Source organism: Acidobacteriota bacterium, assembly GCA_035529075.1.
GTDB lineage: Bacteria > Zixibacteria > MSB-5A5 > GN15 > FEB-12 > DATKXK01.
On sequence record DATKXK010000005.1, the window covers coordinates 24,047 to 39,207 of the forward strand.

At 52.5% G+C, this 15,161-nt stretch carries 9 protein-coding genes; 4 read left to right on the forward strand and 5 right to left on the reverse strand.

What is annotated here, in order from left to right; genetic code table 11:
* Positions 1-83 precede the first annotated feature (83 nt).
* Both VMY05_01000 and VMY05_01005 read left to right on the forward strand, forming a co-directional pair.
* Positions 84-626: a nuclear transport factor 2 family protein gene (locus VMY05_01000; GenBank protein ID HUV29655.1), complete on the forward strand. Its 543-nt coding sequence runs from the start codon at positions 84-86 to the stop codon at positions 624-626.
* A gap of 1,400 nt (positions 627-2,026) precedes the next feature.
* A complete protein-coding gene (locus VMY05_01005) occupies positions 2,027-4,819 on the forward strand; it encodes an ankyrin repeat domain-containing protein (GenBank protein HUV29656.1) in 2,793 nt (930 codons plus the stop codon).
* A gap of 445 nt (positions 4,820-5,264) precedes the next feature.
* Here VMY05_01005 and VMY05_01010 read toward each other — a convergent pair whose 3' ends face one another.
* On the reverse strand, positions 5,265-6,965 hold the full coding sequence (locus tag VMY05_01010; GenBank protein ID HUV29657.1) for a serine hydrolase domain-containing protein: 1,701 nt from the start codon (positions 6,963-6,965) through the stop codon (positions 5,265-5,267).
* A 636-nt stretch (positions 6,966-7,601) separates the two neighbouring features.
* Between VMY05_01010 and VMY05_01015 the strand changes: the two genes are divergently transcribed.
* Positions 7,602-8,195, forward strand: a complete 594-nt coding sequence (locus VMY05_01015) for an O-methyltransferase (protein ID HUV29658.1) — start codon at positions 7,602-7,604, stop codon at positions 8,193-8,195.
* A gap of 390 nt (positions 8,196-8,585) precedes the next feature.
* On the opposite strand, the gene VMY05_01020 is transcribed toward VMY05_01015, so the two are convergent.
* The 4 genes from VMY05_01020 to VMY05_01035 form a co-directional block, all read right to left on the reverse strand.
* Positions 8,586-9,458, reverse strand: a complete 873-nt coding sequence (locus tag VMY05_01020) for a hypothetical protein (protein HUV29659.1) — start codon at positions 9,456-9,458, stop codon at positions 8,586-8,588.
* A gap of 168 nt (positions 9,459-9,626) precedes the next feature.
* Positions 9,627-10,394, reverse strand: a complete 768-nt coding sequence (locus tag VMY05_01025) for an MBL fold metallo-hydrolase (GenBank protein HUV29660.1) — start codon at positions 10,392-10,394, stop codon at positions 9,627-9,629.
* Between the two features lie 210 nt (positions 10,395-10,604).
* Positions 10,605-12,188 carry a hypothetical protein gene (locus tag VMY05_01030; GenBank protein ID HUV29661.1) on the reverse strand — a complete coding sequence of 528 codons (1,584 nt, stop codon included), beginning with the start codon at positions 12,186-12,188 and terminating at the stop codon, positions 10,605-10,607.
* Positions 12,181-13,068 carry an ATP-binding cassette domain-containing protein gene (locus tag VMY05_01035; protein HUV29662.1) on the reverse strand — a complete coding sequence of 296 codons (888 nt, stop codon included), beginning with the start codon at positions 13,066-13,068 and terminating at the stop codon, positions 12,181-12,183. The genes VMY05_01030 and VMY05_01035 overlap by 8 nt, the downstream gene beginning before the upstream one ends.
* A 590-nt stretch (positions 13,069-13,658) precedes the next feature.
* Here VMY05_01035 and VMY05_01040 point away from each other — a divergent pair.
* Positions 13,659-15,098 (forward strand): FG-GAP-like repeat-containing protein, encoded by a 1,440-nt coding sequence (locus tag VMY05_01040; GenBank protein ID HUV29663.1) that lies wholly within the window; start codon positions 13,659-13,661, stop codon positions 15,096-15,098.
* Positions 15,099-15,161 lie beyond the last annotated feature (63 nt).

Consider the following 15,161-nt stretch of genomic DNA (forward strand, 5'->3'; position numbering starts at 1 on the left):
ATGATCAGGCCGTGTGGTTACCGCTTTTGAAAACAGTGAGAATATAAAAGCCGACTATGCGGCGAAGAGAGGAGGTTACGTCTATGGCGGTCAAGAAGGCGGCATTGGCCATATTTGCTTTAATGCTGGTGGAAGGTACGTTTGTAATGTCGGAAAGTACCAGGTTTTCAGAAGAAAAGGCCAAAGTTGAAAAGGCCATCAATGACTGTATAATGTGGCCCTACCCTGAGAAGAACATTGACAGGCTCTATAACGCCGTGGCCAAAGATTCCAGTTTTGTCATTTTTCATCCTGATTCTGCATCTACAATAATAGGTTATGATGCGTTCCAACGAATGATTGATGATGTCTTTCTCAAGGATGAGCTGAAAGCAACCGGGACTGACATTAGAGATTTGAGGATCAACTTGTCGCAATCAGGCGACGCGGCCTGGTATTCCTGTATCCTCGATGATACGGGGGAGTGGGCCGGAAGGCCGTATCGGTGGTTAAACACCCGCTGGACCGGCGTTCTTGAAAAACGAGATGGCACATGGCTTATAGTACAGATGCATTTCTCCTTTGCCTCCGACGCCCAGGACGAGTCGGACGAACAGGTATCTGATAAAGACAAGAAGGATGAATAGTCCATCTGGGCTCTGGGAATGTGGATCGGCTAGTATACCGGACGCTGAACCGGGTTGTAGACGGCCGGTAAAGCTGGGAATATGTAGCATTCCGGGCCAGAAAGTGATCACGCTGATCGGCCGGTCAACAGAGGCGGGTGAGTAGTCGGCGGAATGGAACGGGGCTAACGCCACAACCGGTATCAACTCTTGTCGCCTCCATGCAGGCGACCTTGCTGAGACCAAGAAGATGCCTCTGCTGAAGTAATGGCCGAATAATCAGGAGAAGAGAAATGGAAGGCTAGCCAGCCTGCCGTTTCTTTTCTCGCGGAGCCCGGCTGACTTTTGCCGCCACTACAGGCTTAATTGACTACCTTCCTGCGCTTTCCGTCTACTTTCGCATGGGCTGGATTGAGCGCAAGGTCGAGCTTCACCAAAGTCCGGGGCGAGTGAGCCCGAGGCCGCCATAGATATTGGCCCCGGTGATCGCTGGGGTTTTTTCTTGCCCACCCAAACACCGCTGTTATATTCTATCATCGGAGTGCGGCTTCGGTCAGATATCAAGACAAAAAGAGACCCGCCATGACCTGCGTAGATCAATTTTAAACACGGAGAGACAGCCATGGGTGACAAAGGAAGTAAAGATAAAGGTAAAAGGGAAAAACAGAAAAAGGCAAAGCGTAGTCCAAAGGAAAAACGAAAAGTGAAGGACGAGAAGAAGAAGAAATAAGTGTCCGGTGCTGTCCGGTGTCCTGATATCAGTCAAGTGTATGCCCTCAAATAAACTGGACTCGGCGTATTACTCGTCTTGTCCACGAAATGCCCTTGTGAGTTTTTACGATTTCGCCTGCTCCGGCATTTTATCGCCCCTAATACTCTATGAGGGCGTGCGATTTACTTTTACATCGCGTTGTGCCGACCGTGGCATGCCTGGCCGGACTGATAACTCAGAGTTCACGAGAGTCTGCTGATAAAACTGCCAACGTTTACGCACGCCTGGCAATCTCAGTGAAGAGGCTGGGGCCGCTCCCGGTGACATTGTCGGGGCCACAACGATCGTGACCTAAGAGAAGAAACCTTGGGTGGCGAATCACGTATTGTCTCCACCTGCCTTGGTAGTTGAGTTTCCTGAGCAACTGCCTCAGTGTTTCGTGGAAGCTCCACCCGGTTACGAATGGCATAGTCAATGTGTTGCCGGACAGATCGATCCCCCTCGGATTGGCATAAGCGACGGCGCTGTAGCGGACGATACCGCCGAAATACCATCCGTTACGCCGGTCGAGAAAGATTCATTGACGGAGGCCGAAGCCGGCGGCTGATTCACGCACGCAGCCACAAAAAGGCAACAATCCAGGTTAATCAACGTCAGATTATGGTAAACTGTATCGGACCCGTTGTTTAACATGTTTCAGGAGTTACGCATGGTTAGTTTCAAGAACTACATCTGGCTTGTTTGTCTTCTTGTGCTGTCAATAGAGGTTCAGGCCTCAGATGTCGACATATTCACAGCCGCCGAACAGGGGGATTTCGAAGTCGTGAAGAAACTGGTACAGGAGAATCCACAGTTGGTGACCGCGACCGATGATCAAGGATACAGTCCTCTTCATAAGGCCGCCTACAACAACCACCTGAACGTCGTAGAGTATCTCATATCTCAAGGCGCGGATGTCAACTCTGCTTCGGGAAGTGGCAGTACACCCCTTCACGGTGCTGCTTACTACGGCCATCCGGAGATTGTTCGCGTACTGCTTGATGGGGGGGCGGAATGTGACGTGGTCAATGCCGGCGGATATACTCCTCTTCTGAGCGCCGCTGCAGGCAACCATGGCGAGATCGTCAGGCTGCTGGTCAACATGGGGGCTAATGTCAACGCCAGCCCGAGCGGTGGTCGCTCCCCTCTTTACCAGGCGGTATGGAACGCCGATGCCGAGTTGACGAGATTCCTTCTGGACAAAGGGGCAGAGGCCAACATCCAGACGGAGATGGGCGTCTCTTTGCCGTATTTCGCGTCGGCTTTCAGGGATCGGGAGTTCGGTCTCATGTTTATCCACAAAGTAACTGATTTTGAAGAAAAAGACGCGCTGGGACTGAGCATGCTTCATTACTCGGCCGCCCGTGGATTAGCGGAGCATGTACAAATGCTTCTGGAGCGGGGCGTTGAAGTTGACGCCAAAGATTCCCTCGGAAGGTCACCGCTGTTTTATGCCACGCTCTGGGGGCATGACGAGGTGGTGGATATCCTGAAAGGACGAGGGGCATCAACTGATAATTTGGAACAAGAATGGTTCAAGGGTGATTATCTGGGAAGACCTGCACCAGGAAAAACGCCTGTCGAGTTTGTGGGAGATGAGTTGAGAACCCCATTCGCTCCCCACGGACAAATAGCCTTTTCTCCGGACGGCAGCGAAATGCTCTGGTGCCACCAGGCGATGCCGATTCAAGCCATGTGGTACTCCCGACAGGTAAACGGTATGTGGCACAAGCCAATGATCGCGCCCTTCACCGACCCGGCGCTTGACTATGCCGATGGTAGCCCGTGCTTTTCCGCCGATGGAAACCGCATCTATTACCACACTCATCGACCGCTCGTAGAAACGGATGGGCGCAATGAAGACACCGATATCTGGTTTGTGGAGAGGACCGACGAAGGCTGGGGAAGCCCAATCCCCCTGGGGCCACCGGTCAATACTGACAAGAACGAGCTCAGTCCTATGATTGCGCCTTCCGGCAATCTCTATTTCATAGGCAGTGAGTACGAAGATACCTACGGTGCGGGCGACATCTATCTATCAGAGTTCGTCAATGGCGTCTATACTACGCCCCGGAATCTCGGTCCCGCAATCAACAGCGAGTACTACGAGTTGACTCCAGTGGTACCATCGGATGAGAGTTACATCGTCTTTGCTTCGGACCGTCCCAACAGATACCAGCGTCACTTGCCGTTGTTTGTCACTTTCAAGAAAGATGACGGAAGTTGGACAAATGCTGTATCTCTCGGCGGAACCATCAGCCCGGGACGCGCCTGGCAACCGTTTATTACAGCCGATGACAAGTTCATTTTCTACCAGCAGGGCACGAGCTACTACTGGCTCAGTACGGCGTTGATTGAAGATATCAGGGAGGCCATGATAGGTCCGGACCACCTTGAGGTGGCGGCCCCCGTCCCCGTGTTGCGCAAGAGTGAGCAGATATTTGAACATGCTGCCACCAACGACATCGCGCTGGGTGATCTTGATGGTGACGGCGATCTGGATGCGGTCTTTTCGAACATGGGTTTCAACGACTCGCGTGTTTATCTCAACGACGGTCACGGATATTTCACGGCCACGGATCAACTGCTGACCCGGCAGGGGCATGGAGTCGATCTGGGTGACCTTGATGATGACGGAGATCTGGACATCTTTATTACCTGTGCCGGATACGGAGTGAACAATATCGAATATGATCGTCCCAGCAGGATATATCTCAACGACGGTAGGGCCAACTTCACTGTCTCCCCACAGGACCTTGGAGACTCACTGCTGAGCGGCAATAACGTTCAGCTTTTCGATATTGACATTGATGGCGACCTTGATGCCATGATTGTATACTATCAGGAAGACAATGGTATTTATCTGAACAATGGGCAGGGAAGGTTCACCCGGTCGGAGATGACCTTTCCAACCGGCGCTAACTGGGCTGATCTCGACGGTGACGGTGACGTTGATATTCTCGATCGGGAGGCAGGCGTCGGCTTCAAGACGCTCCTGAACGACGGCACCGGCCATTTGATCGAACACTGGTCCAAAAGCGACAGCGGCCTGAATCGCGGTGGGGTCGGTTTTGGCGATATGGATGAAGACGGTGACCTTGACGCCGTAGTGGCATTTATGGATCAGTCGGAACACCGCTGTTCGAGTTTGTGGTACAATGACGGGACCGGACGATTCAAGGAGTCCGATGTCAGACTTCCGCTAACCCGCAATGCCAGACTGGCGACGGGGGATCTTAACGGTGATGGTCACCCGGATGTGTTTCTTAACAACCTCGGTCTTCCCAGCGCGGTATGGCTTAACGACGGGAAAGGCGGTTTATTCGATTCAGGTATCAGACTGCCCGGCGAATGGAAGAATACATACTGTTGCCTGGGTGATCTAGACGGTGACGGCGATCTCGATGTGTTTATCGCTGCTTTCCTGGGCGGACCTAACGAGATATGGTTCAACGAGCAGTGAACGGCCGGACGGCGCGATCAAGGGGTGGGCCGGTTTCTCACACTTATAGAGGACCGGTCCTGGTTCCAGTTGTCCAATTGTCTTCCCGCACGTGTCATCTTTCATGGAGTAGCGCATCTTGGCCCGACATTCGAACTCTGCAAGAGTGGGGGGGAGTGAGGTCGAGGCCGCTTTCTGCGTACCTGCTCGTTGACCCCGCGCGATGGCGGGATCATTTTGTGTCAAATAGTCCAGTTATGATATTTGGGGACAGATACTGATCAAGGGGACCCCAGGGCGCGCTGTGGGCCACCCGGCCGAAACTCGTCTCGCAGAGCCCGCCATAGACTTTGAAAGCCCCGGTTTCTATCGGGGTTTATTGGTGGGTGAAAGACAGACACATTGATTACATCAGGACCGTGTCCGTTAACTCATCTTTATTGCCCGAAGATGAATCACCCCGCAACTACATCCGCTTGAAGATCAGCGGCCTGAAATTCGTGTCTTCATCCGAAATGCCAAAGGTGACAACCAGACCCTGCTCATTCCTTGAAAAGCGGACTATCCCGATGTCGCCTACAAATTCATCCTTGTCTGTCAGCTGCAATGGTCGGTCGCTGTATCGATGATGCCGAATCACAAGTTTGTCGTCATCAACAATTACGTTGTAGGCTATACCGAGGGCGTCGGAATAATACGTGCCGGCATAGTCGGCTGCCAGCTGCTCCGAGGTCACCATCGGTGCATCGATGCGGGACGCCCACATGATATTCCCTGATTTTTTGAGATCGAGCATTAGACGCGCAGCTTTCCTGCCACCATCACGATGTATACTAATACTCACGTTGCGGAGATTATTCACGAACTGTGAGTCGGAAATAGGGCGAAAGAAATCTGAGGCATAGCCATCGAAGATACCATAAAAGCCGCGCCCCAGACGACTCAACAAGAGCTTTCCCATATTCCCATCAATAAGGTAAGCGCCTTCGAGACCTTCCATATTGGCCGAATCAAGACTAATAAACGGTTCTGGTTCGGCGGCCTGCACCGCCTCTTGTTGCTTTTCTTCCTTGCCATAGAAAAGGTCCAGAATCCGATAAGCCAGTCGTTCCGCTCTAATGCCGCGGTTGTTGGCCAGTATGGCCATGCCGAGTTCGTCCTCCGGCACGTATATTACCATAGTGTTGAAACTGCCGGTTTGGCCGGAGTGAGATATGATCTGTCTGTCGTTGCGTTCGAGAATACCCAGGCCATAGCCATAGGAACTCTCACTGCCATCAGTCAGCGTACTTTTCCGGCACATTCTTTCGATCAGGCTGTCTCCTCCCACGGTACGTTGCCGAAAATTGTCAAGCCATAAGGTCATGTCGTCAATCGTGGAATAGAGATAGCTGGGGCCGACAACATCGCTGTTTCTAGGATCTTCGTAGTAAATGCCGTCGGTTTTGTAGTAGCAGTCGGCTCCGTTGGGAATAACCCGAAAACAGTCGTCCTGAAACAAAGTGTGTTCCATTCCAAGAGGTTTGAAAATGTGATCTGCCGTCCACGACGCCAGGGATTCCCCGGTCACCCGCGCTACCAATTCTCCCAGAAGGGCGTAGTTGGTGTTGCAGTATACCCACTGACTGCCGGGAGCAAACAGCAACTGATCCTGGCCTTTCAGCAGAGCAAGGACTTCTTCAATGGAGGTGTAATCAGCGGGTTTATGGCCTCCATAATACCGGAACATCTTGCTGTATTCCCAGAGACCGCTGGTGTGATTCAAGAGATTACGGAGAGTTACAGTAGCATCATATTCAGGGAGCTCAGGGAAGTATTTGTGAATATCGTCGTCAAGGTGCAGCTTCCCCTCCTGCTCCAGGAGCAACACTGCCAGGGACGTGAACTGTTTAGTAACAGAGGCCAGATTGAAGACGGTCTCGTTGGTTATAGACACCTTGTGTTCGAGATTGGCCAATCCGAAACATCGACAGTAAATCACATTACCGTGTTCGATAACAGCAGCCGCGGCACCCGGCGCATCGGCTGCTGTCTCAGCAGTAAAGATGCTATCAACACGTGCCGAGAATTCCTCATAACTGTTGTTCAGCCCAAAGGATGGGGTTGCTGTTATCAAGATAAGTACAACGAGAGCCAGAATACGCTTGCATGTGTGGGGAACGCGCATAATTACACCTCCTCAAGCCTCATTACAAAACGTCGCATATCCACTTCATACGGTGAGCTTATGTAATATGTTGCGCCGTTCCCATTAAGATGCCGCGTGTGTTTTTCCTTGTCCGCATCTAATTATATTCTAGCGACTTGCGTTGATTGGAGTGGCGGGCAGCCTGTGGGCTTGCCCCGGGTTTCCAGGAGCAACCCTTTTCGGCGAGTCTCTGGAAATCGGAAGCAATTGCGGGGATTGTGGGAAGCTACTGGCAACCCAGCGCGAGCGCTTGGCCACCCGGCCTTGGCCTGAGGGTAAGATCGACCTTTGCGGGCTTCCGTGGTGATTGTGTATTTGCACGAAGATCTTCCTGACAAGTAGCTGGGTGGTAATTTCTTCAGACTTTAGTCCAGACCTTCGGACGAATTCCACGGGGGTTTGGGGGGAGTGAGTTCCACGCCGCTTTGTTTTTTAGAACCCCGGTTTACACCGGGACTTCTTGCTTGCCTGCTTTTGACGCAGCTAGTATGTTCCATCGATGGAGCGCGGCCCCAGCCGCGGGATATTAAAGCAAATAGAAACCCTCCATTCTGGTGGGGTACTGGTGCTGTGCAGTGTGCCAAAGTAACCGTGTTTATCTGTCGGAGGATGTAGATGTTTCATAATATAAAACCTGTCATGCGTGATCGCATGCGGTGGCTCGAAATGGAAAACTCACGGGATCGGCAGGATGGCACTCCGCGTGGTCAGCGACTTAGACAGATCCCCGACGAAACCGGTCGATTTCTTGCCATCCTGGCGGCCGGCGCTACCGATGGGGATATCATCGAAATAGGAACCAGCGCCGGCTACTCTACCCTGTGGTTAGTGTTGGCTTGTAAGGAATCAGGAAGAAAGGTGACGACATTTGAGATCCAGAATGATAAAGTTCAGCTTGCCCGTGAGACTTTTCGATTGGCTGAGGTTACAGATAAAATCAACCTTTACCACGGCGATGCGCTCCAACTTTTAAAAGATCACGATAATATCGCCTTCTGCTTCCTAGATTCGGAGAAAGAAGACTACCAGCGTCTGTATGATATCGTCGTTCCTCGTCTTGTTCCGGGAGGATTACTGGTTGCGGATAATGTGATCAGCCACGCCGAAACATTGGGAGCGGTCGTAAGCAAGGCGAATGCGGATGAGCGAGTTGATAGTGTGGTAGTGCCAATTGGAAAGGGAGAACTTCTGTGTCGGAGGGTCCCATAGAGTGAGACATCGGATGTCAGAGCCATTCACCCGGGATTGTGTCTTGGGTGCACAAGCGACGATTCACCGACGTATTCCACTGGTGCCGAAATGGCTTCTGTGGATCAGAAACTCGAGAACCAATATGGTTTGGGAAGAGTGATATTGGGGCCGCTTTGAGTCCAAGAAAGCCGCTACGGAAGTTGCGGTTTCTTCCTTGCGTTCAGTCCCGCCGGATAACATAGTTATCATAGTTCAAGCGATGGTATAACCGAGGGCGATAGGCGGGGCAACGCTGGTGAATCTGACGGCACCAGAAGCGAATGGGGCACCCAACTGTCGGCGACCAGTCCAATCCCTGAGACGACCTCGGGACGTCTGTCGCGCACGGGATCCGGGGGTAGCGGCGATTCAGTCAATGGCTTCTGCTCTGAGTTCATCTATGAAGTCCGCCTTCACCCAGTAGATATCGTGTTCCCTTGTGAAGAACATATATAAACCGTCAGGCGTCACAGTGGCATTGCCCTCGCTGCCTGATGAATTGATCTTATCATTGAGACTCCTGCCCGGAGTCCAGGTATCATCAGGATTCCGGAACGTGATGCGCAGTTCGTGTCCGTAACTCTCCGCTTTTCTGGCTCCGTATATAATGTAGCTTTCATCGGGTGCGACAAAGGGATGGGTGCCCCTGATGTTCGGAGAGAGTTTTTCCGCTGCCTGATACTTTCCGGCGACAAGTTTGAGTCGAATCAATCCACTGGCATACAGATTGCCGCTGGCTGCCACTGATGGCGTGTGAATAGTCTGATCATTGACCGGCCCTTCAAAATGAGTTGCCTTTCCCCATTTGCCGTTAACTTCTTCTGAAACCCAAAGATTCATAGCGACTTTAGCTCCGGGAAAGGGTCGCCGTGAACAAAAATAGAGTTTTGCTCCATCTGCAGAGAAGCAGGCTTCACCGTCGATGTCCTTCGAGAAGGGAGCGATGACCGGCTTATGCCAACTGGAGCCGTCGGCTTTTCTCTCAATGTGATAGAGATGCGGTCCTTCACAATAGAATATGTCCTGCCCCGTGGGGGAGACGACCAGCCGATACTGATCGGTTTTCGTAGAGACGATTCCGGGCGCAAAGATGACTGGTTCGTCATCTGGAGGAGGCTGGCCGAGGTAGTCACAAACAAAATGTCTTTTATTCCCGGTCTGAGCGTGACAAAGGCCTGATGGAAGCAGGAGCCCTCCAAATACGACTGAATAGATGAGAGCAAGTCTCCGAGCGCTTATCATATCCCTATACCTCCGACGTAATTTGTGTTTCCCTGAACAGCCTGGCCACATGGATAATTCACCGCAACAGCAAAAAAGAGACCCACCATGTGGTGAGATCTATGGGCACCGCTCCTGATGAATAGCATTGATGTCATTACAACATTCCCCAAGTCTCGCCAGTTGCTGTTATTCTTCAGAGGAATTCAAGACAATGAATTGCATCTCTTGCGGCGGATTGCGAAGGTCGAGGGTGAAGGAGTCAGCGGCAATCCTCCTTACGTTGCGCTTGTCTTTCAGATAGTCCGCCGCCGTATAATCCAGGAAGGGAGCAGCATCCGTCTTGAAATGCATTGGCAGAACGATCATCTTAGGTCTAAGCTGGGCGATAACACTGTCGGCTTCGGGCGGCGATATTGTGTAGTGTCCTCCTACGGGAATCATGAGAATATCAATAGCACCGATCTGTGCCTTCTGCTCTTCACTCAGGTTTAAGCCGAGGTCGCCGAGATGAGCGACTCTAAGGCCATCGAATTCAAACACAAAAACGGAATTCAGGATCGAACTCTTCCCGGGGTCGAAATGGTTGCAGACGATATCATAAATCCGCACATCCTTGATCTGAGTGTCAACGGGGATGAATTTGTGTTCCAGTCCCTTGTCCATAGGGCCGTTGATGCCATAGAGTACGACTGGTTCCCCCGATACGGCAGCAACATTGTCATGGTCTATATGCCGGTGCGAGACGGTAATAAGATCGGGTGTGACACTGTCAGGGATGTGGTATCCCTCCAGTTTCATCGGGTCGGTCAGAATGCGAGTGTGAGTCGACGTAGTTATCAGGAAACACGCGTGACCATAATGAGTGAAAGTCACTTCATTCGGTTTCTGAGCCTGTGAAAACGGGCAGATTCCTAATAAAAGTAAAGCACAAAGCAGCCATAGGTACTTCATCATTCCACTTCCTTTGCTCATGAACGGCGACTGTAAGCCGACGGACAATCCGGACATAAAGCTACTTCATAGTAAGACGACGTTCGCCTCATCGCAACTACTTTCCGAGGCTCCATATAGACCGTACTTATGTGTTGGACAGCCGGATTGGCTGCAGCAGTCGGTATACCTTCGTAAATCATGCTAACGCTGCATCGACTAGCCGCGAGGCCATCAACCATAGTGCACCTGCTGCCGACGTGCAATAAAGGCGATAGCCAGCGAACCGAGAGCAACCAAGCCCAGGACGGCCAGTTTCGCGGCAGTAATGGACTCGTCGATAGTGCCCAGCAAATCCAGGGTTGTCAGATGGTCAATTGATCCAACGTACCAGATCATCAGATAAGTAACTTCGAAGAGCTTCTTGCTGCCACTCAGGGTTCCCATAGCCAACGACACCGTCGGGACAAGGAAGGCTGCAATCATCAATGTCGCAGCGTAGGGCCACTGTCCTGCGATAGTCGCTCGAAGAGCCATGGCACAGACCGATGCTACAGCGATTAACAGACCGGACAGCCAGATGGCGGGAAATTGACGCATGAGCGGACTCGGCGAAGAGAAAAGCAACTGAACCGTACCGAAACGAGATTCACGCGTTCCCATCGTCGACCATATTACCAGCGGCCAGACCATGGACGCGGGGACCAAAAACAGCCTTGCAGTATCGAACGGCGCCGCGCACTGTGCAGCCACCAGACCGACTGCAACTGCGTACCAAAACCAGTGACGGCCCTTGAGTGCCAGCCTCAGTTCGGCGGCGACCATCCGGTAGAGCCTGAATCTGGGTTCAGGCGGGCAAAGTGAATCATACTCAGGTCCGGTACCGGCATGGGATGTTTCTTGCACTTTTTCTGAAGCCGCCGCCTTTGCTTTCAGACGTATCCCCTTGTGTGCGACCCTGGCCGGATCAAAGCGATCAAACAGCAGGACAGCCATGCCGGCTACCGCAAACGCTATGGCTATCCAGTGCAGCCGCAGCAGAAGTATGCCGATCGTCCAATCGATACCCGTCCACGAAAACGTCTTGAACGTCTCGAATTGCATTTCCGTGTCGAAGTCGACAAAGCCCGCCACCAATCCGATTGTCTCGCCGGGAAAAGCCATTGCAGCGGCGGCCCGTGCACTATCGGTAAAGACAGCCACCGATGCGAGATCAAGGAACGGCACGGTTAGCATGCCCAATACGACGCAACTTTCGGCCAGGAACAAATAGATGACATTGCCCGCGCTTCCTCTGAGCCATCGGGCGGTATCGAAAAAGACTGCTACCGAGGCCACGAAAATGGACGCCGGTATACAAACGATAAGAAACGGTGATACAAAAGCCCACAAGTCGATCTCACCTGTTTCGTTTCTTATCAGCAGCGTGACGAAAGCCAGGACGGCCAGGGACGCGACCATCAACCACAATGCAGCAATGTTGCTCACGAGTTTTGAAGTTATATAGACACGCCCGCTCATCCGTGTGGTGGCGATAATCTGCCCCACCTCTGTCAGGCGATCGCGCTTAATCGAACCTCTGATCAGGTAGAACCCGATAATCGCTAGCATGATAGTGCTGCAAACAGCCATCAGGCTACCCGCCCAGGCCGAGTTGTATACGCTCTTGTATTCCCCAAACTGAATTGTGTACTTGCCGGTGATTACCAGGTATCCGAAGAACATCACACCAATCATTGTGACCAGGAAGCTGTATCGCCGCGTCCGCTCTCGGAAATCGGCCAGGCTCAACTGAAAGAGAATCCGTAGTCTATCCATCCTGTCGCTCGCGCTGATGGCCATTCAGCAGCCGAAGATACGCGTCCTCGAGAGTCGGCGTCACCTGTCGGGCCGAGGCGGTCGGTGCCCTCTCCACCACTACCCGCGCTCGCACACCTTCGGTAGTTCTGGTCGTGCTACCTACAATGTGCCTCCGTCTCAGGTCGGTCAACTCGGAGCTGGCAATGACAACCTCCCAGACCTTTCCCTCCACTGACCGGAGAAGCTCCTCCGGAGCAGCATGCACGAGAAGATGCCCTTTGTTCATGATGGCGATTGAAGTTGCGGCTGCTTCGATGTCGGAGACGATGTGCGAAGACAATATCACTGTGCGGTTGCCGGACAGTTCCGAGAGGAGGTTCCGAAATCGTATCCGTTCCTGGGGATCCAGACCAGCGGTCGGTTCATCGACTATCAACAATTCGGGATCGTTAAGCAGTGCTTGAGCAATTCCCACCCGCTGCTTCATCCCTCCTGAGAGAGAACCAAGACGCTGCTTCCGGGCATCACCAAGGTTGACCAACTCCAGCAATTGGTCAATCCTTCGCCGAGCCGGCCTGCCACTGATACCTCGCGCTGCCGCCAGGTACGACAGGAACTCGGTAGCGTTCAGATTGGGATAAATGCCGAAAGCTTGCGGGAGATAGCCGAGTATTTGGCGAACATTTTCGGGCGAATTGGCGATATTGTAACCGTTCCAGCTGGCACTGCCTTCGGTAGGTTTGGTAACGGTGGCCAGAATTCGCATCAGGGTCGACTTCCCCGCACCATTCGGGCCCAGCAACCCGAGGATGCCGGAGTCTATGTCCAGACAGAACTCCTTGAGCCCCCAAACGTTTCCTTTGTAGCGTTTTCCCAAATGGTCAGTTCGAAGGTTCAATGCGGCACTCCTTTTGCGGCGATTCGTCACAATCACTGAGACCGGTGGTTCTTCCGGATTAGACGGCGGAGCTGGTCTGTTTGTTGCGGGGATCAGTCAAATACATGACAGGCTTCATGACCTTCCATCGACTTCCATTGATACAAGCATAGTGTAATCGAACCGGGAATGCAAACGCCACAAAAGTCCGGGGCGAGTCAGGTCAACCCCGCCGTTTCACGGGGCGCTTTATCCGGATTGGCTTCCTTACTGAGCGAAAAAGACAGTCGTTGCGGAAACTACTCCCGGAATCGTGCAATCTCTTGCGCATTCCTCGGAGGCCCGTTTGGCCGGTCGCGCAGGGAAAATGGCCGGCAGGCCAAAGCTCCCCGGCCTGAAATATCGTTGACTTTTTCGTCCATTGTGAGTATATTGGTGCATCAACTGTTGCCCGTCATCAACTTGCTATCGCCCCCGTGACCTGACACCCGAATTGATGAGCTCCCGCCGACGGGCCAAAAGATCCTTGCAGCGTGGGCAAGTGTTTTTCGAAAAACGAAGCTAAATATCTGAGCCGAATTGCAGAAAACAAAACACCAGGGGAGGCAAAGATGAAAAGCGTACCCAGATCAGGCTGTATCCTGGCGCTGTGGCTGATGGTGGGAATGACACTGGTCGTGCCGGATGCCCTGGCCGATGAACCATTGTTCGCCGCAAGGATCGATTATGGCGCAGGAGATAATCCAGGCTCTGTCTTCTCGATCGATCTTGACGGGGATGGTGACAATGACCTGGCGGTAGCTAACCAGGACTCTAACAATGTTTCCATTCTGAAGAATAACGGTGACGGGACGTTTCAGACGGCGGTCGACTATGGCACGGGAAATGGTCCGTACTCTGTCTTCGCAATTGATCTTGACGGAGATGGTGACAATGACCTGGCGGTAGCCAACAATGAGTCTTACAATGTTTCCATTCTCATGAACAACGGTGACGGGACCTTTCTAACGGCGGTCGACTATGGCGCAGGAGATGGTTCGTACTCTGTCTTCTCGATTGATCTTGACGGTGATGGTGACAATGACCTGGCGGTAGCGAACGAGGGCTCTGACGATGTTTCCATTCTGATGAACAACGGTGACGGGACGTTTCAAACGGCGGTCGACTATGGCGCAGGAGATTATCCGGTCTCTGTCTTCTCGATTGATCTTGACGGGGATGGTGACAATGACCTGGCGATGGCAAACTATTACTCTGACAATGTCTCCATTCTCATGAACAACGGTGACGGGACGTTTGCGACCGCGGTCGACTATGGGGCAGGAGATGGTCCCATCTCTGTCTTCTCGATTGATCTTGACGGGGATGGTGACAATGACCTGGCGGTAGCCAATGAGGATTCTGACGATGTTTCTGTCCTGATAAATAACGGTGACGGGACGTTAAAAACCGCGGTCGCCTATGGTGTAAGATATGGTCCTTACTCTGTCTTCTCGAGTGATCTTGACGGGGATGGTGACAATGACCTGGCGGTAACGAACGCGTTCTCTGACAATGTCTCCATTCTCAAGAATAACGGTGACGGGACGTTTGAAACCGCGGTCGACTATGGCGCGGGAGATTATCCGGTCTCTGTCTTCTCGATTGATCTTGACGGGGATGGTGACAATGACCTGGCGGTAGCAAACTATAACTCTGACAATGTTTCCATTCTCTTTAATCTCAGTGATGTTTACGTGGACGTTGAAGACTACGAGCCGTTGGAGTTGCCGCACGGCTTTGAATTGGGTCGGAACTACCCGAACCCGTTTAATCCATCAACGGTAATCAAGTACGTTCTTCCGCAGCGGAGCCATGTGACAATCGAGATATTCAACGTGCTCGGTCAGCGGGTGCGGACGCTGGTCGACCGGGAGCAGTCGGCCGGGTCACATGTGGTAACCTGGGACGGCCGGTCGGAGGCGGGCCGGGAGGTCTCGACCGGTGTATACCTGTACCGCGTCCAGGCCGGAGATCACGTGCAGACAGAAAAGATGCTGCTGCTGAAGTAGCCGCAGGCTCTCTCGGACGATCAAAAGGGCAGGCCGGCTCGGCCTGCCCTTTACATATTTAGT

Excerpts from the sequence above, each read along its gene's own strand:
- VMY05_01000 (HUV29655.1), top strand. The coding sequence starts at position 84 with ATGGCGGTCAAGAAGGCGGCATTGGCCATATTTGCTTTAATGCTGGTG.
- VMY05_01005 (HUV29656.1), top strand. The coding sequence starts at position 2,027 with ATGGTTAGTTTCAAGAACTACATCTGGCTTGTTTGTCTTCTTGTGCTG.
- VMY05_01010 (HUV29657.1), bottom strand. The coding sequence starts at position 6,965 with ATGCGCGTTCCCCACACATGCAAGCGTATTCTGGCTCTCGTTGTACTT.
- VMY05_01015 (HUV29658.1), top strand. The coding sequence starts at position 7,602 with ATGTTTCATAATATAAAACCTGTCATGCGTGATCGCATGCGGTGGCTC.
- VMY05_01020 (HUV29659.1), bottom strand. The coding sequence starts at position 9,458 with ATGATAAGCGCTCGGAGACTTGCTCTCATCTATTCAGTCGTATTTGGA.
- VMY05_01025 (HUV29660.1), bottom strand. The coding sequence starts at position 10,394 with ATGATGAAGTACCTATGGCTGCTTTGTGCTTTACTTTTATTAGGAATC.
- VMY05_01030 (HUV29661.1), bottom strand. The coding sequence starts at position 12,188 with ATGGATAGACTACGGATTCTCTTTCAGTTGAGCCTGGCCGATTTCCGA.
- VMY05_01040 (HUV29663.1), top strand. The coding sequence starts at position 13,659 with ATGAAAAGCGTACCCAGATCAGGCTGTATCCTGGCGCTGTGGCTGATG.